The 19,496-nt window shown below is 69.7% G+C and carries 18 protein-coding genes and 1 pseudogene; 5 read left to right on the top strand and 14 right to left on the bottom strand.

Going from position 1 to position 19,496, the window contains the following annotated elements; genetic code table 11:
* Positions 1 to 12 precede the first annotated feature (12 nt).
* Complete coding sequence (hspQ, locus tag AB6A65_RS10155; RefSeq protein WP_371038254.1) at positions 13 to 339, bottom strand: heat shock protein HspQ; 327 nt, start codon at positions 337 to 339, stop codon at positions 13 to 15.
* 196 nt (positions 340 to 535) lie between these two features.
* Between hspQ and AB6A65_RS10150 the strand changes: the two genes are divergently transcribed.
* Positions 536 to 1,126 carry a lytic transglycosylase gene (locus AB6A65_RS10150; protein ID WP_371038253.1) on the top strand — a complete coding sequence of 197 codons (591 nt, stop codon included), beginning with the start codon at positions 536 to 538 and terminating at the stop codon, positions 1,124 to 1,126.
* Here the strand turns inward: AB6A65_RS10150 and AB6A65_RS10145 are convergent.
* From AB6A65_RS10145 to AB6A65_RS10130, 4 genes and pseudogenes are all read right to left on the bottom strand, one after another.
* Positions 1,123 to 1,719, bottom strand: a complete 597-nt coding sequence (locus AB6A65_RS10145; protein ID WP_371038252.1) for an outer membrane lipoprotein carrier protein LolA — start codon at positions 1,717 to 1,719, stop codon at positions 1,123 to 1,125. The genes AB6A65_RS10150 and AB6A65_RS10145 overlap by 4 nt on opposite strands.
* A gap of 92 nt (positions 1,720 to 1,811) precedes the next feature.
* Positions 1,812 to 4,667: pseudogene (locus AB6A65_RS10140) on the bottom strand (DNA translocase FtsK 4TM domain-containing protein).
* Positions 4,668 to 4,681: 14 nt separating this feature from the next.
* Positions 4,682 to 5,860, bottom strand: coding sequence for an aminotransferase class I/II-fold pyridoxal phosphate-dependent enzyme (locus AB6A65_RS10135; protein ID WP_371038251.1), 1,179 nt, complete (start codon positions 5,858 to 5,860; stop codon positions 4,682 to 4,684).
* Positions 5,861 to 6,000: 140 nt separating this feature from the next.
* The gene (locus AB6A65_RS10130; protein WP_371038304.1) at positions 6,001 to 7,332 is read right to left on the bottom strand and encodes an amidase; all 1,332 of its coding nucleotides are present in this window, start codon (positions 7,330 to 7,332) and stop codon (positions 6,001 to 6,003) included.
* Between the two features lie 49 nt (positions 7,333 to 7,381).
* Between AB6A65_RS10130 and AB6A65_RS10125 the strand changes: the two genes are divergently transcribed.
* A complete protein-coding gene (locus tag AB6A65_RS10125; protein WP_371038250.1) occupies positions 7,382 to 8,632 on the top strand; it encodes an FAD-dependent monooxygenase in 1,251 nt (416 codons plus the stop codon).
* Positions 8,633 to 8,678: 46 nt separating this feature from the next.
* On the opposite strand, the gene AB6A65_RS10120 is transcribed toward AB6A65_RS10125, so the two are convergent.
* From AB6A65_RS10120 to AB6A65_RS10100, 5 genes are all read right to left on the bottom strand, one after another.
* Positions 8,679 to 8,882 (bottom strand): Trm112 family protein, encoded by a 204-nt coding sequence (locus AB6A65_RS10120; protein ID WP_371038249.1) that lies wholly within the window; start codon positions 8,880 to 8,882, stop codon positions 8,679 to 8,681.
* Positions 8,879 to 9,529, bottom strand: a complete 651-nt coding sequence (locus AB6A65_RS10115; RefSeq protein ID WP_371038248.1) for an LON peptidase substrate-binding domain-containing protein — start codon at positions 9,527 to 9,529, stop codon at positions 8,879 to 8,881. Before AB6A65_RS10115 ends, AB6A65_RS10120 begins: the two co-directional genes overlap by 4 nt.
* 27 nt (positions 9,530 to 9,556) lie before the next feature.
* Positions 9,557 to 10,474: a tetratricopeptide repeat protein gene (locus tag AB6A65_RS10110; RefSeq protein WP_371038247.1), complete on the bottom strand. Its 918-nt coding sequence runs from the start codon at positions 10,472 to 10,474 to the stop codon at positions 9,557 to 9,559.
* Between the two features lie 75 nt (positions 10,475 to 10,549).
* A complete protein-coding gene (locus AB6A65_RS10105; protein WP_371038246.1) occupies positions 10,550 to 11,338 on the bottom strand; it encodes an exodeoxyribonuclease III in 789 nt (262 codons plus the stop codon).
* Positions 11,339 to 11,599: 261 nt separating this feature from the next.
* On the bottom strand, positions 11,600 to 12,286 hold the full coding sequence (locus AB6A65_RS10100) for a response regulator transcription factor (RefSeq protein ID WP_371038245.1): 687 nt from the start codon (positions 12,284 to 12,286) through the stop codon (positions 11,600 to 11,602).
* Positions 12,287 to 12,476: 190 nt separating this feature from the next.
* Here AB6A65_RS10100 and ribA point away from each other — a divergent pair, with 190 nt between their 5' ends.
* Positions 12,477 to 13,568 (top strand): GTP cyclohydrolase II, encoded by a 1,092-nt coding sequence (gene ribA, locus AB6A65_RS10095; protein WP_371038244.1) that lies wholly within the window; start codon positions 12,477 to 12,479, stop codon positions 13,566 to 13,568.
* Positions 13,565 to 14,065, top strand: a complete 501-nt coding sequence (locus AB6A65_RS10090; RefSeq protein ID WP_371038243.1) for a L,D-transpeptidase — start codon at positions 13,565 to 13,567, stop codon at positions 14,063 to 14,065. The genes ribA and AB6A65_RS10090 overlap by 4 nt, the downstream gene beginning before the upstream one ends.
* 3 nt (positions 14,066 to 14,068) lie before the next feature.
* On the opposite strand, the gene AB6A65_RS10085 is transcribed toward AB6A65_RS10090, so the two are convergent.
* From AB6A65_RS10085 to AB6A65_RS10075, 3 genes are all read right to left on the bottom strand, one after another.
* On the bottom strand, positions 14,069 to 14,728 hold the full coding sequence (locus AB6A65_RS10085; RefSeq protein WP_371038242.1) for a YggS family pyridoxal phosphate-dependent enzyme: 660 nt from the start codon (positions 14,726 to 14,728) through the stop codon (positions 14,069 to 14,071).
* Complete coding sequence (locus tag AB6A65_RS10080) at positions 14,725 to 16,182, bottom strand: tetratricopeptide repeat protein (protein ID WP_371038241.1); 1,458 nt, start codon at positions 16,180 to 16,182, stop codon at positions 14,725 to 14,727. The genes AB6A65_RS10085 and AB6A65_RS10080 overlap by 4 nt, the downstream gene beginning before the upstream one ends.
* Before the next feature lie 99 nt (positions 16,183 to 16,281).
* Positions 16,282 to 17,328 carry a porin gene (locus AB6A65_RS10075; RefSeq protein ID WP_371038240.1) on the bottom strand — a complete coding sequence of 349 codons (1,047 nt, stop codon included), beginning with the start codon at positions 17,326 to 17,328 and terminating at the stop codon, positions 16,282 to 16,284.
* Between the two features lie 275 nt (positions 17,329 to 17,603).
* Here AB6A65_RS10075 and AB6A65_RS10070 point away from each other — a divergent pair, with 275 nt between their 5' ends.
* Positions 17,604 to 18,089 carry a DUF3576 domain-containing protein gene (locus AB6A65_RS10070; protein WP_371038239.1) on the top strand — a complete coding sequence of 162 codons (486 nt, stop codon included), beginning with the start codon at positions 17,604 to 17,606 and terminating at the stop codon, positions 18,087 to 18,089.
* Positions 18,090 to 18,095: 6 nt separating this feature from the next.
* Here AB6A65_RS10070 and AB6A65_RS10065 read toward each other — a convergent pair whose 3' ends face one another.
* Positions 18,096 to 19,355, bottom strand: coding sequence for a glycosyltransferase (locus tag AB6A65_RS10065; RefSeq protein ID WP_371038238.1), 1,260 nt, complete (start codon positions 19,353 to 19,355; stop codon positions 18,096 to 18,098).
* Positions 19,356 to 19,496 lie beyond the last annotated feature (141 nt).

Below are 19,496 nucleotides of genomic sequence, written 5' to 3'. Positions count from 1 at the left end.
GCCGGGCCTTCATCAGTTCAACTGGAAGTGCAGATCGTAGTGACCGTCCTGGAAAGGCCCGAAGAGTTCGGGAATGTCGGGATGGTCGACCGGCTCACCCGAGTAGTCGGCGACGAGGTTCTGCTCGGACACGTAGGCCACGTAGAAGCTGTCGTCGTTCTCGGCGAGCAGGTGGTAGAAGGGCTGCTGGCGTGCCGGGCGGCTGTCCTCGGGGATGGCCTGGTACCATTCCTCGGTGTTGTTGAATTCGGGGTCCACGTCGAACACCACGCCCCGAAAGGGGTGCTTTCGATGTCGGACCACTTGACCGATACAATATTTGGCGCGCGTTTTTAACATGGTATAGCCCCACTAACCTTTTAATCGTTTGTTGCACGGCTTGTCCATTCCCCGGAACCCGTTGCCCCGGAAACAGACTGTGACTCGCGCAGTCACAATGAAACGTGACCGGCGGCGCCGCGTGGATTGATGTTTCCCCCCAAGGGTGCGTTGCGTTACACTTGCCCCAATCGGCGCAGAACCGGACACGAGGCAGATGAGCAGAATTCTCGGCGCGCTTCTGACCGCGCTTCTCCTGGCGTCCTGCGGCGCCAAAACACAGTATGCCGCGCCGCGCAATCTGGATGACGCCTGCGCGATCGCGACCGAGCGACCCCACTACTACCGCGCCTTCCGCGCGACGGAACGGAAATGGGGCGTGCCCGTCTCCGTGCAGATGGCGGCCATGTACCAGGAAAGCAAGTTCATAGGCGATGCGCGCACGCCGTTCCGCTACACGCTGGGCGTGCTGCCCATGGGTCGGCAAAGCTCCGCCTACGGTTACAGCCAGGCGCTCGACGGCACCTGGGAGGAATACCAGCGCGAGACCGGGGCGCGCCGGGCGCGGCGCGACGACATCCGCGACGCCACCGACTTCATGGGCTGGTACATGACCAAGAGCCGGGAGCGGAACGGCATCCCGCTCAGCGACGCGCGCAACCAGTATCTCGCCTATCACGAGGGCCATACAGGTTTCGCGCGGGGCAGCTACAACGCGAAATCGTGGCTCGTCCGCGTGGCCGACGACGTGCAGACGCGTGCCGTGCTCTACGGGGCCCAGCTTTCGAACTGCCCCGCCGCGCGCTAGCGCTGCCGTGTATTGAGCTGGATGTTGAACAGCCGGTTCGGCAGCGACGGCCCGAGTTCCAGATCGCCCAGCACCACCGTGGTCGAGCCCCCGCCGCTGTCGTTCACCTTCCATTGGCGCAGCTCGACCGGCGGGCCGGTGAAGACGAGCTGGATGTTCCCGTAGTCGGGGTTTTCGGGATCCTGCGCGGTGACGGTCGTCGCACTGCCATCATGATCGTGCGCGGTCACCATGCGCTCCCGCGAGAGGTCCACCTGCCGCGCGAGGATGATCTTGAGAGGCGTGCGGTCCAGCGGGTAGGTTTCGGGGCCGGAATTGCCCTTGGGGTCGAACACGGCCACGGCGCCGCCCGAGGCCAGCACGAGCGTCTCTTCGGGGGGATCGTACTCGAACCGCACCCGGCCCGGCCGCCGGATATAGATGGTGCCCGTCTGGATCGTGCCGTCGTCGTTGATCTGCGTGAAGGCGCCTCGCGCCGTCTCGAAACTGTTGAGATAGCCGGAGAGCGCCGAAAGCGACAGCTTCTCGGCGGCGGCCGGAAGCGCGGAGGCGAGGGCGAGCCCCGCGGCGAGGAGGAGGGTCCGCATGTTCATGATTTGCATTTAACCATCGCGCGCAGGCCGCGCATCCGCAATCTCGCTCACTTTGCCGCGAGCGGCGCCGCGCCGCCTGTCGCCCGCGGCCGCTACTGCGGCTCGGGCAACAGGATCTCGCGCTTGCCGACGTGGTTGGCCGCCGTGACGACGCCCGCGTCCTCCATCTGCTCCACGAGCCGGGCGGCCTTGTTGTAGCCGATGCCGAGCTTGCGCTGGACCTAGGAGGTCGAGCACTTCCTGTCGCGCGCCACGATCGGCACGGCCTGATCGTAAAGCGAGTCGTCCCCGTCCGTGTGCCCGCCAAGTCCGAGAACCGCATCGATGTCGCCGGACTTTTCGTCGTCGGGCCCCTCGACCACCCCCGAGACGTAGTCGGGCGCGCCGTAGGATTTCAGATGGCGGACGATTTCCTCCACTTCCTCGTCGGAAACGAAGGGGCCGTGGCAACGCGTGATGCGGGCGCCGCCGGCCATGTAGAGCATGTCGCCCTGGCCCAGAAGCTGCTCGGCGCCCATCTCGCCCAGGATCGTGCGGCTGTCGATCTTGGAGGTCACCTGGAAGCTGATGCGCGTGGGAAAGTTCGCCTTGATGGTGCCGGTGATCACGTCCACCGACGGGCGCTGCGTGGCCATGATGAGATGGATCCCGCTCGCGCGCGCCATCTGCGCGAGCCGCTGGATACAGGCCTCGATCTCCTTGCCCGCGACCATCATCAGGTCGGCCATCTCGTCCACGATCACGACGATGTAAGGCATCTTCTCGGGGGCGAACTCCTCCGTCTCGAAGACGGGCTCTCCGGTCTCGTCGTCGAAGCCCGTCTGGACGGTGCGCGAGAACATCTCGCCCTTGGCCAGTGCATCGGCCACGCGGGAGTTGTAGCCGTCGATGTTGCGCACGCCCATCTTGGACATCTTGCGGTAGCGTTCCTCCATCTCGCCCACGACCCACTTGAGCGCCACGACCGCCTTCTTGGGATCGGTGACCACGGGCGAGAGCAGATGCGGAATGCCGTCATAGACGGAAAGTTCCAGCATCTTCGGGTCGATCATGATGAGACGGCAATCCTCGGGCGTGAGCTTGTAGAGAAGGCTCAGGATCATCGTGTTGATCGCCACCGACTTGCCCGAACCTGTGGTGCCCGCGATCAGCAGATGCGGCATCTTCGACAGGTTCGCCACCACCGACGCGCCGCCGATGTCCTTGCCCAGCGCGAGCGGCAGTTTCTGCGTGCCGTCCCCGAACTCGCGCGAGGCGAGGATCTCGCGCAGAAGCACCATCTCGCGCTTCTCGTTGGGAAGCTCGATGCCGATGACCGAGCGGCCCGGCACGGTGGAGACCCGCGCCGACAGCGCGGACATCGAGCGCGCGATGTCGTCGGCCAGGTTGATCACGCGGCTCGCCTTCAGCCCCGGCGCGGGCTCGAGCTCGTACATGGTGACGACCGGGCCCGGGCGGACGCTCACGATCTCGCCCTTCACGCCATAGTCGTCGAGCACGCTTTCGAGCATCCGCGCGTTCTGTTCGAGCGCGTCCTCGGACAGGTGGAGCCGCTCGATCGCGGCGGGGTTGGCCAGCAGCCCCAGCGGCGGCAGCTCGTAGGACGAGCCTTGCGCCTCGTCGAACTGCAACGAGGGCTGCGCCTCTTCCCGCGCGCGGCGCGAGGGGGCGGGCGCGCGGCGCACCGGCTGCTCCACCTTCGGCCGCGACGGCTGCGCGGCCGGGATCTGCATGGGCTCGGACCGGAATGCCGCCATCTCCTGTGCCTCGTCCCCGTCATCGGGCTCGTCCTCGAAGGCGGTGCGCGGCGTCTCATGCCGATCGGGCCGCGCCGTCAGGGGCGGCTCGGCGGGCGGGACGGGCATGCCCGAGGTCAGCGGCGGCTCTGCCCGGGCCGCCCGCGGGAGGCTCGTGTCCAGCACGAGCGGGTCCGGGCCACGCCCGCGCCCGCCCGTGAGCGACGCCTCGGGCGCGATCGTCATGGGCTTGCGCGTGCGGGCGCGGATCGCGTCCGCGATACGCGCGCGGATGCGGTCCTCTCCCGGCATGGGCTCGTCGTCGTCGCCGGGAAGCATGGTCTCGACCAGCTCGGGCTCCGGCATCGGTTCGGCCCGGCGCACCAGCGCCGGCACCCGCGAGAGCAACCCGCCCGCGGGCGCACGCGGCGGCGGGGCGGGATCCTCCGCGTCGTCGCACGCCACGAGATCGTCGGCCGCGCGACGCGCCGCCGTCTCGGCACGGCGCGCGCGCCACCCTTCCTGCGCGCCGCGCAGCTGCCGCCCCGTGGCGACCAGGCCGCGCGCCGCGCGTCCCAGCAGCGCCACGAGCGCCGCGTAGGTCATCACGAGCCCGAAGAGCAGGAAGCGCAAGGCGGCACGGACCTCGGCGCGGGTGAAGCCCAGCACGAAGGCGCCCATCGCCAGCAGCAGCAACGCCATCACGGCCGAGGCGACCTTCAGCCCCGCGCCCGCGGCAACGGGCGCGACCGTGAGGATCGCGGCGAGCACGGTGTCGCCGAAAAGGCCGCCCATGCCGAACGGGTGGGCCCAGCCCTCGCCCGGCACCAGCGTGGAGGCGTGGACCGAGGCGAAGGCGATCCAGATCGGCGCGAAGACGAGCCGCCCGATCGCACGGTCCTCGCCGCGATGAAGCGCGAAGCGAATCCCCCAGGTGCCCAGCACCACCGCGATGCCCAGGCTGCCCCACCCCACGATCATGAACAGCGGCGCGGCGAGGGTGGCGCCGACGCGGCCCAGCCAGTTCTGCACCGGCGCGTCGGTCGCGCTCATCCAGCTCGGGTCGTCGGGCGTGTAGGACAGGATCATCGCCGCCGCGGCGGCGCCGAGCAGAACCAGGGCGAGGCCCAGAAGTTCCTTGCCCCGGCGCTCGATCGCCATGGCCGTGTCGCTGTCGAAGAACGGATCGCGTCCGCGTGTCTGATACGCCATTCTACCCCTCGTCCTCACGTCCACAGAACCCGGCGCAGGCTTTTCAGACCGCGCCGCAGATCATCCTCGGGGGCGACCATCGCCACCCGGATGAAGCCCGCCCCCGGGTTGCCCGCGCCGGTGTCCCGCGCGAGATAGGCGCCCGGCAGGACGCGCAGCCCCGCCTCGCGCCAGAGTTTCACCGCGGCCGCCTCGCCGTCTTCCACCGGAAGCCACAGGAAGAAGCCCGCCGCGGGGCTTTCGTAGCCGGGGATGTCGCCGAGGATCTCGTCGGCCACCGCGTATTTCGCGCGGTAGCGGGCGCGATTCTCCTCGACATGCGTCTCGTCGGCCCAGACCGCCTCGGCGGCGCGTTGTAGCGGCAGCGGCAGGGGCGCGCCGCCATAGGCGCGCAGCTGTTTCATCCGCGCCACGGCCCGGGGCCCGCCGGCCAGCATCCCCGACCGCAGCCCCGGCAGGTTCGATCGCTTCGACAGCGAGTGGAAGGCGACCACACGCTCGGGGTCGACGCCCATCTCCGCCGCCATCTCGAGCCCGCCGGGCGGCGGCGCGTCGCGGTAGATCTCGGAATAGCATTCGTCCGACAGGATGCGGAAATCGTGCCGTTCGGCGAGCGCCAGCAGCGCGCGCCAGTCGTCGCGCCCGGCCACCGCGCCCTGGGGGTTCGCGGGCGAGCAGAGATAGGCCGCCGCCGCGCGGTCGAGCGTCTCGGCCGGCAGCGAGGCGATGTCGGGCAGATGGCCGGTCTCCCGCGTCGCGGGAACGAGCACGGGCTCGGCCCCCGCCCCCAGCGCCGCCGCCAGGTAGACCTGGTAGAAGGGGTTCGGGATCAGCACCGCCGCGCGCCGGCCCGCCTTCGTCTCGGGCACCAGCGCGAGCGCGGCGTCGAAAAGCCCCTCGCGCGTGCCGTTGAGCGGCATGACCTGCGTCTCCGGGTCCGCGCGCACGCCGAAGCGCCGCGCCAGCCAGTCGGCGTAGGCCGCGCGCAGTTCCGGCGTGCCGTCGTTCGGCGGGTAGCGGCCGAAACCGGCCGACTCGCGCGCGACGATCTCCGTCACGAAGGGCGGGAACGGGTGCTGCGGCTCCCCGATCGACATGTTCACGACCTCCCCGCCCGGCACATGGCCGTCGAGCAGCGCCCGCAGACGCGGGAACGCGTAGGGAGGGAGGGTCGAGAACCTCTCGGAAAACATGCTCTTGCTGCCTCGGGCTACGGGATCGTTGACGCCCCGTTTGCGGGTCACGATACGAAATCCCCCCTGCCCCGTCCAGCCAAAGCCCCGCACGACGGGGGCTTGTGGCCTCGCGGCCATAGCGGCGCGAAACGAGTGGCTCAGGCGGCCAGAACGACCTCCGCCGCGGAGCCGAGCCGCAGGAGCCTGCGCTCGGCCGTCGGCGGCGCCAGGAGTTGCAGCCCGCAGGACGGATGGCCGGTGGGCAGGGTGAGCGCGGCAAGCCCCATCAGGTTGCCGATGCGCGTGTTGCGCAGCGTCATCAGGTTTTCGGTGCGGTAATAGGCGTCCTCGGTCTCGAGCCGCGCCAGTTCGGGCGGCATGATCGGTACGGTCGGCGCCAGCACCGCGTCGAAGCCCGCCGTGGCGCGCGCCCAGACCCCGCGCAGACGCTCCAGCGTCCGCCAGGCGGCGACGTAGTCCGCGGCGCCGTGCTCGGCCCCGCCGCGGAACCGCGCGAGGATCTCGGGAAACATCGCCTCGGGACGCGCCTCTATGGTCTCGCGCCGGACGCCGTAGGCCTCGGACGTGTAGAGGATGCCGGAGAGCGCCATCGCCTCCTCGAGCTCCGGCACCGCAAGCTCGACGATCTCGGCGCCGGCGCCCTCCAGCCGGGCCAGCGCATCGGCGTGGGCCGCGGCCGGCCCCTCGCGCAGCTCGTCGAGCGCGACCGTGCTCAGCGCGGCGAAGCGGCGCCCCGACAGGTCAGCGCCGGCAAGGTCCGCGGGCGCCCCGCCCTCGAGCGCGGCAAGCATCAGCGCCGCGTCCTCCACCGTGCGCGTCAGCGGCCCCACCGTGTCGAAGCGCGGGGCGAGCGGCACGACGCCCGAAAGCGAAAGCCGCCCCGAGGTCGTCTTCAGTCCGACGAGGTCGTTCCACGCCGCGGGAACCCGCACCGAGCCGCCGGTGTCCGAGCCCACCGCGGCCGCCGCCAGGCCGAAGGCGACCGACGCCGCGGCCCCCGAAGAGGAGCCGCCCGGCGCCGCCCCGGGGTCGTTCACGCAGGGCGGCGTCCCGGTCACCGGGTTGTAGCCCAGCCCGGAGAAGGCGAATTCCGACATGTGGGTCTTGCCGAGGCAGACGAGGCCCAGCGCGGTCGCGTTTTCCAGCACCTCGGCGTCGCGGTCGGGCACGCGCCCGGCAAGAAGCGCGCTTCCCGCCTCCGTGGCCGTGCCGGCCGTGTCGAAGAGATCCTTCCAGCTTACGGGCACACCGTCGAGCGGCGAGCGTCGCAGACCCGCCGCCGCGCGCCCCGATGCGGCCTGCGCCTCGGCGCGGGCGCGACGGGTCGTGAGCCGCGCATAGATGCGCCCGCTGTCGGGATGCGCTTCGATCGCGTCCAGAAAGACCTCGGTCAGCGCCACGGGGTCGATTTCGCCTGCCCCGATGCCACGCCCGAGCGACGCCGCGCTCATCCCCCGCCCCTCGTCCATCGCCATCCCTCCGTTGCGCTCGGAGGCGAGGCTAGCGGCGGCACGGCGCATGGACAATCCCGGGCGCCCGGTCATATTTCCCCCCATGACACATGATGCGGATATCCTCGTTGCCGGCGGCGGCCTCACGGGCACGGCGCTGGCGCTCGCGCTGGCCCGCGGCGGGCACTCCGTCGCGCTGATCGACCCCGCCCCCGCTAAAGCGCGCGCCACGCCCGGTTTCGACGGCCGGTCCTACGCGCTCGCCCTCGCCTCGCGGCGGCTTCTGGCGGCCCTCGGCGTCTGGGACGCGGTGGCCGAGGACGCGCAACCCATCGAGCGAATCGCCGTGAGCGACGGGCGCGCGGGCGAGGGCGCCTCGCCCCTTCACCTGATCTTCGACCATGCCGAGATCGAGGAAGGCCCGATGGGCCACATGGTGGAGGATCGCCACCTGCGGCCCGCGTTGCTGGCCGCCGTGGCGGCCGATCCGCGCATCGCCCATGTCGAGGGGGACAGCGTCACGGCGCAGGCGTCCGGCCCGGCCGGGGTGACGGTCACGCTCGCGTCGGGACGCACGCTCTCGGGCGCCTTGCTCGTGGGCTGCGACGGAATGGCGAGCGGGACCGCGACCCGGGCGGGGATCCGGCGTACCGGCTGGCGCTACGGCCAGACCGCGCTCGTCTGCGCGATCGCCCATGAACGCGACCACGGCGGCTGCGCGCACCAGTTCTTCATGCCCCCCGGGCCGCTCGCGATCCTTCCGCTGAAGGGGCGGCGTTCTTCGATCGTCTGGACGGAGGAGGACGCCACGGCGCGCGAGATCCAGTCGATGGACGACGAGGGATATCTTTCGGTCCTTCGCCCCCGCTTCGGGGATTTCCTGGGAGAGATCGCGCTGGCCGGGGATCGCTATACCTATCCCCTGACACTCAGCCTTGCGCAGAGTTTCGTGGCGGCGCGTGTGGCGCTTGCCGGCGACGCGGCGCACCGGGTGCATCCCATCGCGGGCCAGGGCCTCAACGCCGGGCTGCGCGACGTGGGCGCACTGGCCCATGTGCTGGCCGAGGCGCGGCGGCGCGGAGAGGACATCGGCAGCACCCAGGTTCTGCTGCGCTACCAGCGCTGGCGGCGCTGGGACACCGCGACCCTCGCGCTGGCTACGGACGGCTTCAACCGGCTCTTCTCGAACGACAACCCGATCCTGCGGCTGGGCCGCGACCTCGGGCTGGGCGCGGTGAACGCGGTGCCGGGCCTGCGTCGGGCCTTCATCCGGGAGGCGGCCGGCCTGACCGGAGAGTTACCGGCCCTCATGCGCTGAGAGGGGAAGGAGGGCCCGCGCTTCCGGCAGCACTGCCCCGGCCCGCTCAGTCGAGTTTGCGGGCCTCGTCCACCAGCATCACCGGGATGCCGTCGCGGATCGGGAAAGCCAGCCCCGCGGCCTCCGATACCAGCTTCTGTCGCGAGGCGTCGTAGGACAGGCGGCCATGGCTCACCGGGCAGATCAGCGCCTCCAGCATGTGGCGATCGAAATCCCGGCTGCGCTCGGTGGCGGGCGTCGGTTCGGTCATTGCATCAGTTCTCCGCCACCCTCGCCGCCACGCAGCGTGTACTCGATCAGCGTCACGAGCGTCTCGCGCCGGGTGCTGAGACTCGGCGCCTCCAGCAGCGCCTGCTTGTCCTCTGGCTCGAAGTCGAGAAGCATCGAAAGCGAGTTCACGCGCAACTCGTCCTCGGCTTCCTTGAGCGAGTCCCAAGCGGTCGACAGGTTCCGCGCCGCGAAGTAGCGCCCCAGAAGGTCGAGAAAGCGACTGCGGTCGAAGTTCGGATCATGCTCCGTCTTGCCGAGATCGTTGTCGAACCCCGTCCAGCTGACGCGCGCGCGGCGGTAGGGGGTGAAGCCCTCCACCTCTTCCAGCACGCGGTAGCGGGACATTCCCGACAGCGTGATCATGTAGCGCCCGTCCTCGGTTTCGGAGAACTGGGTGAGGCGCCCGGCGCACCCGATCCTCTGCAGCGGCGCGGGATCCTGCTTTCCCGGGCCCGGGCATGGTTGCACCATGCCGATCAGCCGCTCCGGCGTCTTGAGGCAGTCCTCCACCATCGCGAGGTAGCGCGGCTCGAATATGTGCAGCGGCAGGCGCGCGCGCGGCACAAGCAGCGCGCCCGGCAATGGAAAGACCGGAATCGTATCCGGAAGATCGGCTGGCTTTGTCATGCGTATCGAGCTAGCCCGCCCCATGCCTCAGGCAAATATCATGGAGCTCAACCTGCGGCGGCCGTTCAGCACCACCGGATCGTTGGGCTTCAGGGCCTCGAAGATGGTGAAAAGCTGCGCCTTGGCGGCGCCGTCGTTCCACTCGCGATCGCGGCGGAAAAGCTCGAGCAGCTGGTCCACGGCGCCGGCCGCGTCGCCCTTGGCGTAGAGCGCCTGGGCCAGATCGAAGCGCGCCTGAAGATCGTCGGGATCGGCCTCGACCCTGGCCCGAAGCTCCGCGACAGGGCCCGCCCCCTCGGCCTGGCGCGCCAGTTCGAGCTGCGCGGCGGCCGACTCGAGTTCGTGCGCCTTGGAGATGCTGGCGGGCGCGCCGTTCAGGATCGCCTCCGCCTGGTCGAGCTCGCCCAGGGCGATGTGCGCCCGCACCAGCCCGCCATAGGCGGCCGCGTTCTCCTCTTCCTCGCCGAGGATCGCCGCGAAGGTCTGGGCGGCGTCGGCGGCCGCGCCATCCGCGAGCATCTGCTCCGCCGCTTCCAGCGCCTCGCCGAGGCCACCCGAGGCGTCGCCGCCCGCCGCCTCGACCACGCGGTCGATGAACTGCTTGATCTCGGAGGCGGGCAAGGCGCCCTGGAACCCGTCTATCGGCTGGCCCTTCCAGAAGGCGTAGACCGTGGGGATCGACTGGATGCGCAGCTGGCCCGCGATCATCTGGTTCTCGTCCACGTTCACCTTGGCCATGCGCACCGCGCCGCGCGCCGCCGTGACCGCCGCCTCCAGCGCGGGGCCGAGCGTCTTGCAGGGGCCGCACCACGGCGCCCAGAAATCGACGATGACGGGCACCTCCTGGGAGGCGTCCACCACCTCCGCCATAAAGGTCTGCTCGTCCACGTCCTTGATAAGGTCCGTTGCCGGCGCCGCCGCGGCGCCTCCGCCCAGTTCGATCATTCTGTCACCCTCGAATTCGCTTTCGCCTGAATATGGACCCGGCGGGCCCGTCTTCCAAGATGTCGCGCCCGCCCGTCAGAAATCGAAGGAGGCGAACACCGGGGCGTGATCCGACGGCTTCTCCCAGCCACGGACATGGCGCAGGACCCGGCTGGAATGCGCGGCGCCCGCGATGTCGGACGTCGCCCAGACGTGATCGAGCCGCCGGCCCCTGTCGGACGCCTCCCAGTCGCGTGCCCGGTAGGACCACCAGGAATAGAGCCGGCCCTCGGGGATGTCGCGGCGGGTGACATCGGTGAAGCGGCCCGCCTCCAGCACGCCGGCCAGATGCTCCACCTCCACGGGCGTGTGGCTGACGACCTTCAGAAGCTCCTTGTGGGACCAGACGTCGTCCTCGCGCGGGGCGATGTTGAGATCGCCGACGAGGATCGTCTTTCCCGGCTTATCGGCATTGAGCCAGTCGCGCATGTCGGTGAGGTAGTCGAGCTTCTGGCCGAATTTCACGTTCACCTCGCGGTCGGGCACGTCCCCGCCGGCGGGAACGTAGAAATTATGGATCACCACACCGTTCTCCAGCCGGCCGGCGACATGCCTGGCGTGGCCGAGCCCCGCCATGTCGAGATCGCCCGCATCCTCGATCGGCAGCTTCGACAGGATCGCCACGCCGTTGTAGCCCTTCTCGCCCCGCGCGACCATGTGCCGGTAGCCCAGATCGGCGAAGGCCTCGCGCGGGATCTTGTCGACCGGGCTCTTGCATTCCTGAAGGCACAGGATGTCTGGCGCCTCCTCCGCCATCAGCCGCGCCACGAGGCCCGCCCGCAGGCGGACGGAGTTGATGTTCCATGTGGCAAGCGTGACAGACATGCGCAGCTCCTTCTTCACGGCGCGCGGACCCTAATCAGCCGGGCGGGGGAGGTCCAGCGTGGCGACGGGCCGGGCCGCGCGTGGCGCCGCCCATCCGCAGACCCGTCCTCCGGTGGGTAGAAAAAAGGCCGGGCGCGAGGCCCGGCCGAGTCCAACAGGGAGGTGCATGTCATGACCCGGACATGCGCGGGAGTCCTTGCCCGACACCATAAAAGATGCACGCGTCGTGCCACATTGATCTGGCTCAAAAAAAGCCGGCCGTCACGCCACCAGCCGGTAACCGCCGCTTTCGGTCACCAGCAGGCGCGCGTTGGAGGGGTCCGGTTCGATCTTCTGGCGCAGGCGATAGATATGCGTCTCCAGCGTGTGCGTGGTCACGCCCGCGTTGTAGCCCCAGACCTCGTGCAGCAGCACGTCGCGCGGCACCACGGCTTCCGGCGAGCGGTAGAGGAACTTGAGGATGTTCGTCTCCTTCTCGGTGAGACGGATCTTGCGGTCGTCCTCTGTGATCAGCATCTTCATCGCCGGCTTGAAGGTGTAGGGCCCGAGCGAGAAGATCGCGTCCTCGGACTGCTCGTGCTGGCGAAGCTGGGCGCGGATCCGTGCCAGGAGCACCGGGAACTTGAAGGGTTTCGAGACGTAATCGTTCGCCCCCGCGTCGAGGCCCAGGATGGTGTCGGCGTCGCTGTCGTGCCCTGTGAGCATGATGATCGGGCTTTTCACGCCCTGCTTGCGCATCCGCTTGCAGAGCTCGCGGCCATCGGTGTCGGGAAGACCGACATCGAGTATGACCAGATCGAAGATCTGTGCCTTCACACGCTCCATGGATTGCGTGCCGCTGTCCGCCTCGAAGACCTCGAAGTCCTCGGTCATGACCAGCTGTTCCGAAAGCGCCTCGCGAAGATCGTCGTCGTCGTCGACAAGAAGAATGTTCTTGAGCTGGGGCATCGGGATACGTCCTCCTCCTCTGCGTGACCGAGATGCGCAAGCCGGCAGGGGGTGACAAGATTTGCTGCAAGCGTCTCACGCTGTCGTGTAACCGCATGAGGAATTGTTTCATGTCGCGGCAGACGTATCTAGAACGGGTGCCTCTGGACCGCGCGCCTCTGCGGGGGCACGTCACGAACCGAAGGATGCCATGAGCCTCGCGCCAGACCTTGTCGAACAGATCGCGCGCGCCCGCGCAGACCTGCGCATGGGCGTGGGCGTGGTGCTTACGGGCGCGGGGCGGGGGGCGCTGGTGCTGGCCGCCGAGACGCTGCGCCGTGAACGGCTGGAGGCCGTGACGGCGCTTGGCGCGGCCCCGAGCCTTGCGATCACGCGGCGCCGGGCCGAGACGCTCAAGGCGCGGGTCTATGACGAGGATCTCGCCCGCGTGCGCCTGCCCGCGGACGCCGATCTGGGCTGGATCCACGCCGTGGCGGATCCGGCCGACGATCTCGCCCGCCCGATGAAGGGCCCCCTCGTGTCCGAGCGGGGCGGCGACGCGGCGATGCACCGCACAGCGCTGCGGCTGGTGAAATCGGCCCATCTGCTTCCCGCCGCACTGGTGGCGGATCTCGCCGATCCGCAGGCGTTCGCCGCCGCGCACGGGCTGACGCTGCTGCCCGCCGGGCTCGCCGATCCGGTGCTCGCCGCGGTCAGCCCGCTTCACACGGTGGCGCAGGCGCGCCTGCCGGTGGAGGCCGCGGGTGCCGGGCGGCTCCACGTCTTCCGGCCCGAGGACGGCAGCGAGGAGCACTACGCCTTCGAGATCGGCAAGCCCCACCGCGATCGTCCCGTGCTCGCCCGGCTTCACTCGGCCTGTTTCACCGGCGACGTGCTGGGCAGCCTCAAATGCGATTGCGGCGCGCAGTTGCGCGGCGCGCTCGCCCAGATGGGCGCGGAGGGCGCGGGCGTGCTTCTCTACCTCAACCAGGAGGGGCGCGGCATCGGCCTGGCCAACAAGATGCGCGCCTATTCCCTGCAGGACCAGGGTTTCGACACGGTGGAGGCCAACCACCGGCTGGGCTTCGAGGACGACGAGCGCGACTTCCGCATCGGCTCGGACATCCTGCGGCGCATGGGGTTCACGGAGGTGCGGCTGATGACGAACACCCCCGCGAAGCTGCACATGATGGAGGCCTGCGGCCTTACCGTTGCCGAGCGCGTGCCGCTCAGCGTCGGCCGCCGGGCCGAGAACGAGGGCTACCTCGCCACGAAGGCCGCGAAATCGGGGCACCTGCTGTGACGGGCGACGCAGGGGACATGGTGCTCACACCGCGCGGGCTGCGCTTTCGCGGGCGGCTCTACCCCTGCGCGATCGGCCGGACCGGCGTCACGGGAGCCAAGCGCGAGGGGGACGGCGCCACCCCGCGCGGCACCCACCGGATCGTGGGGATGCTCTACCGCCCGGACCGGATGGCGCCGCCCGCCGACTGGGCGGTGCCGATCAGGCCGGGCGATCTGTGGTCCGACGACCCGCGCCAGGAGGATTACAACCTCATGGTCCGCGCGCCCTATCCCTGGAGCCACGAGGCGCTCCGCCGGCCCGATCCGCTTTACGATCTGGTGCTGGTCACCGACTGGAACTGGCCGCGGGCCGAACGCGGCCGCGGATCATGCATCTTCATCCACCAGTGGCGGCGACCGGGCTATCCCACGGCGGGCTGCGTCGCGCTGCGGCGCGATCACCTGCGCGAGGTCGCGGCGCGGATCGGCCACGACACGCGGCTGATCGTGCCCTGACGCTCACGCCCCTTCGTCGCGCGCCCCGAAGATCGCGCTGCCCACGCGCACATGGGTCGCGCCGAAGGAAATCGCCTTCTCGAAATCGTCGCTCATCCCCATGGAGAGGCCCGCGAGGCCGTTGCGCTCCGCGATCTTGGCCAGAAGCGCGAAGTGCAGGCTCGGCTCCTCCTCGACCGGCGGGATGCACATCAGCCCCTCGACCGGCAGGTCGAGCCCGCGGCATTCGGCGATGAAACCGTCCGCCTCGGCGGGCGGGATGCCGGCCTTCTGCGGCTCTTCGCCGGTGTTGACCTGCACGAAAAGCTTCGGGCAGTGGCCGATCTCCTGCGCGAGGCGCGCGAGTGTCCGCGCGAGCTTCGGCCGGTCCACCGAGTGGATCGCCTGCACAAGCTCCATCGCCTGGCGCGCCTTGTTGGTCTGCAAGGGCCCGACCAGGTGCACCTCCACCCCGTCGTAGCGCTCGCGGAAGGCGGGCCACTTCTCCGCGGCCTCCTGCACGCGGTTCTCGCCGAAGACGCGGTGCCCGGCCTCCAGCACCGCCTCCACACGCTCGAGCGGCTGCTTCTTCGACACGGCGACCAGCGTGACCGAGCCGTCGTCGCGGCCCGCGGCGAATTCCGCGGCGGCGATTCGCTCCCGGATGTCCTGCAATCCGCTCATGCCGTCCTTTCCCATTCCTCGAGGAAGGGCGCGAGCTCCGCCTCGTAGCGCCGCCACGCCTCGGCGGAGCTCCTGTAGATCGGCTGGCGCACCTGATGAAGCGACAGCGTCTTCACCGAGCCGGCCGCCTTGTGGAAATCGAGACAGCCCGGCTCCCAGTCGAGGCCGGCCGCGGCGACGAGGGCGCGCGCCTGCGGCTCGGGATCGGAGACCAGATCCTCGTAGCCGACCTCGTGGATCACGCCGGGCAGGCGCGCCTTCCACGCCTCGAGGATGCGCCCGTAAAGACGCATGTAGCGGGCGATGTCGCGCAGATCGTTGGAATAGCGGTGGGTGCCGCCCTGGAAGTGATTCTTGTAGATCGAGAGCGCCACGTCGCGCGGATCGCGCCGCACCGCCACGAAGCGCGCGCCAGGAAGCACGCGCGCGAGATAGCCGACAAGCTGGAAGGTCTGGATCGACTTGTCGGTCACGCGCGCGTCGAATCGCACCTCCGCGCGCACACGCGCCTCGTAGGCGGCCGCGAAATCGAGATGCGTGCGGGGATGGGCCTTCGACACGGGCGTGAAGGCGCGGCCGGCCTGGAAGCGGCGGTAGAATTCGTCGAGCGCGAGGCCCAGCTCGCCGCCGGCCTCCACGGTGGAATGGGCCGCCACGATCTGCTCGACCAGCGTGGTGCCCGAGCGCGGCAGCCCGATCACGAAGACGGGCCGGAAATCCTCTGCGGCGGCGGGCACCTTCGACAGATCGTCCATCGCGGCATGAAGCCGGTCGATCTCGACCGCGCGCTCGTCGAAGTCGAAGGGAAACGCCTTGCGCTGCAACGCGTTGGCCGTGTCGAGATAGCCGAACACCCGGTCGTGGCGCTTGGTGTCCTCCATCGCCTTGGCCAGCGCGAAGGCGAGCTGGCAGCGCGCGCCCTCTGTCAGGTCGTCGCGGGCATAGACCTGCTCCATCTCGGCGATCAGCGGGTCGCCGGGCGCGAGTTTCCGTGTCGCGCCGACCATGCGGTAAAGCTCCCCCTGCGCGGGGTTGTGGCGGATGGCGGTCATGAACTCGGCCTCCGCCGCGTCGAAATCGCCCATCTGCTGGAGAAGAAGCGCCTTGTCGGCGCGCGGCTTGGGCGCCTTGGGGCGGGCGGCGATCAGCCGGTCATAGGTCTTCAGCGCGGCCTCGGGGCGGCCGGCCGCCTCCTCGATCTGCGCCTGAAGGGCGAGCAGCGCGGGCTCGCCGGGTTTCAGCCGCGCGGCGGTCTTCAGGTGTTTCGCGGCGGTGTCGAGATCGCGCTCGGCCAGGGCGATGCGGGCCAGGTGGTAATGCGGCTCCGGCGCGCGGGGCGCGGCGCGGGTCAGGTCGGCGTAAAGGCGCCGCGCCTCGGCCAGCCGGCCCTTGGCGTGAAGCGCGCCGGCCTTCGCGAAAGCGGCCTTGATCTGCTGGGGCGTGGGCGGGGGCATGGCGGGCTCCGTGGGTCGCCGCCAAGTAACACCCCGAGCGCGCAAAAGAAAAGAGCGGGCCGCGAGGGCCCGCTCTTCGGTCGTCGGGGATCGTGACGCTTAGAAGCTCATCGAGAGGCCGAGCGACCAGGTCTCCACGTCGTCACCAACCGCGCTGGGCACGTTGGTGTTGCCGTAGCCGGCCTGGGCCTGAAGGCCGCCACCGAGGTCGTACTGGGCGGCGAGGCCGAAGCCGTCGATGTTATCAGCACTGTCAAAGTTGGTCTGGCCGTAGTTGGCCTCGACCGACAGGTTGTTGAAGTCGTAACCCGCACCGATGGTCCAGCGCTCAGCATCACCGGTGACCGTGGCCTGCTTCGCCTCGTCAATGCTAATGCTTTCGTAGTTTGCCGCCAACTTCAGACCGTTGTCAAAGCCGGCGCCGACGCTCAGGCCCCAGGCGGATTCAATGCCGAGAAAGGGCTGCGCCCCTGCAACAACCCGACCATTATTTTCGTCATGTGACATGAAGCCGGCGCCGAAGTCGAGGTCCACGCCCGTCAGTTCCAGGCCGTAGGAGACGCCGATGCCCCAGATCGGGTTGAGATCGTTCGCGCTGTCGTCCTGCTCGACCGAGATCGACGCGCCGAAAGCGCCCATGTCGTAGTCGAGGCGGGCGATCTGGTTGTCGTAGGCTCCATCGGCCCCGTTCGTGGTGTTGAAGCCGCCATGCGCGGTGTGATCGTCCGTCAGCGAGCCGCCCCAGGAGGCCTCGTCCACGCGCTGGTCGTAGGCGCCGTTGATCTCACCCATGGTGAAGGTGACGGGGCCCGAGGAGATGAACGCGAACTCGTTGTCGAAGCCCGGCGTGCCGTTGACACGGTCGTTGCCGTTGCTGTCGTCGATCTCGAACGACATGCCGAAGGAGATGCCGTTGTCGGTCTCGCCCACGGCGTCGATCTGGATGCCGATGTCGTTGTGCAGACGCGTCTTGTTCCGGTCGACAGGGTCAGTGATGGGACCCGAGCCGGTCGCGACATCGGGGAACCCGCTGCCGCCGGCGATACCGATTTCGGCGAAGCCCGAGATGGAGATGCCCAGGTCCTGGGCGGATGCCACGCCGGCCGAGGCGACCAGGGCGGTGGTGGCGAAGAGAACTTTCTTCATTTTTTCCCTCATGTGTTCAAGGATCGTCCCAATCCGGTGCCCCGGATGCGATGAGGGGTGAATGCACCCTGGGGGGGCGCGTTGGCAAGCGGTGGCGCCGGGCGCGGACCAACACGTCCCCAAGTGATGCGCGTTTGCCACAAGGCGTGTGCGTGACGCTGCGGCACCCGCGGGCCGCCCCGCCGCCCCCGCATCCGGCCCGCCGGAACGCTGCCGCCTTGTCGCGGCGCGGACGGGCGGTTAAGGAGACAAACGAGAGTTGTCAGGAGCGGCCCATGGCTATCTTCACCCCCCGGTTTCTGGTGCTCGCCGCGGCGGCGCTCGCCCTGACGGCCTGCGGGTCGCGGCAGGCGCCGGTGGAAACCCGCAGCCCGCAGGACATCATCGACGCGGAGCGGCAGCAGGGCGCGCGCCCCCGCTCCAGCATATGGGACGTGTTCCGGCGCAACAGCGACGAGCAGGTGACGCAGGTCAACCGCTACATCTGGCAGGCCTCCACCGACGTGCTAAACTTTCTTCCCGTGGACTCGGTCGATCCCTTCACCGGCGTGATCGTGACCGGATTCGGCACGCCGCCCGGCGGCGGTCGGGCCTATCGCGCGACGATCTACGTCTCGGACCCCGCGCTCGACGCGCGATCGCTGCGCGTGGCGCTTCAGACCCGCGACGGCCGGCCGGTCGCGACCGGCACGCCGCGCGCGGTGGAGGACGCGATTCTCGCCCGCGCACGCCAGCTTCGCCAACGCGACGCGGGCTTCTGAGGCCACTCAGGTCCCGGGCGCGCGGGGCGTGAGCCCGGCCAGCCCGTCCACCCAGGCGATCTGCCGCGGCAGGCACCGCGTGCGCAGGTCGTAGCCCTCGCGCACGGTCCGCCGCGCCGCCCGGCCCAGCCGCGCGCGCAGCGCCGCGTCGTCGAGCAGCGCGTCGATCCGGTCCACGAGCCCCGCGCCGTCGAAGAAATCCACCAGGAGCCCCGTCTCGCCGTCGCGGATGACCTCGCGCACCGGCGCGGTGTCGCTGGCCACGATCGCGGCCTCCGCGCTCATCGCCTCCAGAAGCGACCAGCTCAGCACGAAGGGATAGGTCAGGTAGACATGCGCGCGACTCACCCGCAGGAGCGACAGGAACTGCGCGTAGGGCACCCGGCCCAGGAAATGCACGCGCGCCCAGTCGGCGTCGGGGATCTGCCCGCGCACCTCGTCGATGAAGATGCGTTTCCAGCTTTGTCCTTCGGGGGCGCGCGCCCCGTAACTCACCCCGTCGCCGCCGAGAATCGCCACATGCGCCCGCGGGCGGCGGCGCAGGAGTTCCGGCAGCGCGCGCATGAAGCCGTGGTAGCCGCGATAGGGTTCGAGGTTGCGGTTGACGAAGGTCACGACCTCGTCCTCGCAGGTCAGCGCCCGGCCCTTGCCCAGGTCCAGCCGCGCGGCGGGGTCGGGGGTCACCGCCTCGGTGTCGATCCCGTCATGGATCACCGTGATTCGGTCGCGGAACGTGTCCGGGAAGGTGTCGGCCTGAAAGCGCGTGGGGCTGACGCCCGCCTCCGCGATCTCGAAATGCAGGCGATTGTTGAGGTTCTTCATGCGCAGCCGCAGCGGGCCGCGGGCGCCCTCGGGGCTGGGAAACTCCGGGTCGAAATCGACATGCGGGTAGTCCGAGCGGTGGTAGAGCTCGCAAAAGAGGCCGAGCCGCGCATCCGGCCACACGTCCTTGAGGAAAAGGCTCTCGCCCCAGCCCGGATGGGCGAGGATCACGTCGGGCGCGAAGCCCTGCTCGCGCAGCGCCACCGCGCCGGCATGGCAGCCCTCGGCGCGGATGAGCTTGGTCTCGAAATCGGTGAGCCACGGATGCAGTCCCGGCGCGTTGCCGCGCTCGAGGCGATAGGGCAGCACGCGCACCCCGTGGAAGGTCGTGGGCGCCTTCACCTTCAGCGTCAGTGCCACCACCTCGTGCCCCGCCGCGACGAGCGCCGGGGCGAGGTGCTTGTACTGCCCCGGAAAGTTCTGGTGGATCACGAGTATCCGCAACGACCGCTCCGCACGCCTGCCTCCGGCATCCCTCATAGCGGCGCGCGGCCGGCGCGCCAATGGCACGCGCGGCACTGGACGCCCGCCGCCCGCTCGCCTATCACCCGGCGCAATCCACACGCACAACGCCCGAGGACCGCG

Origin of the sequence: Rhodosalinus sp. FB01 (genome assembly GCF_041365715.1) — a bacterium.
GTDB lineage: Bacteria > Pseudomonadota > Alphaproteobacteria > Rhodobacterales > Rhodobacteraceae > Rhodosalinus.
The sequence above is the reverse complement of the archived record's forward strand: the minus strand, read 5'-3'. Positions and strand labels throughout refer to the sequence as shown.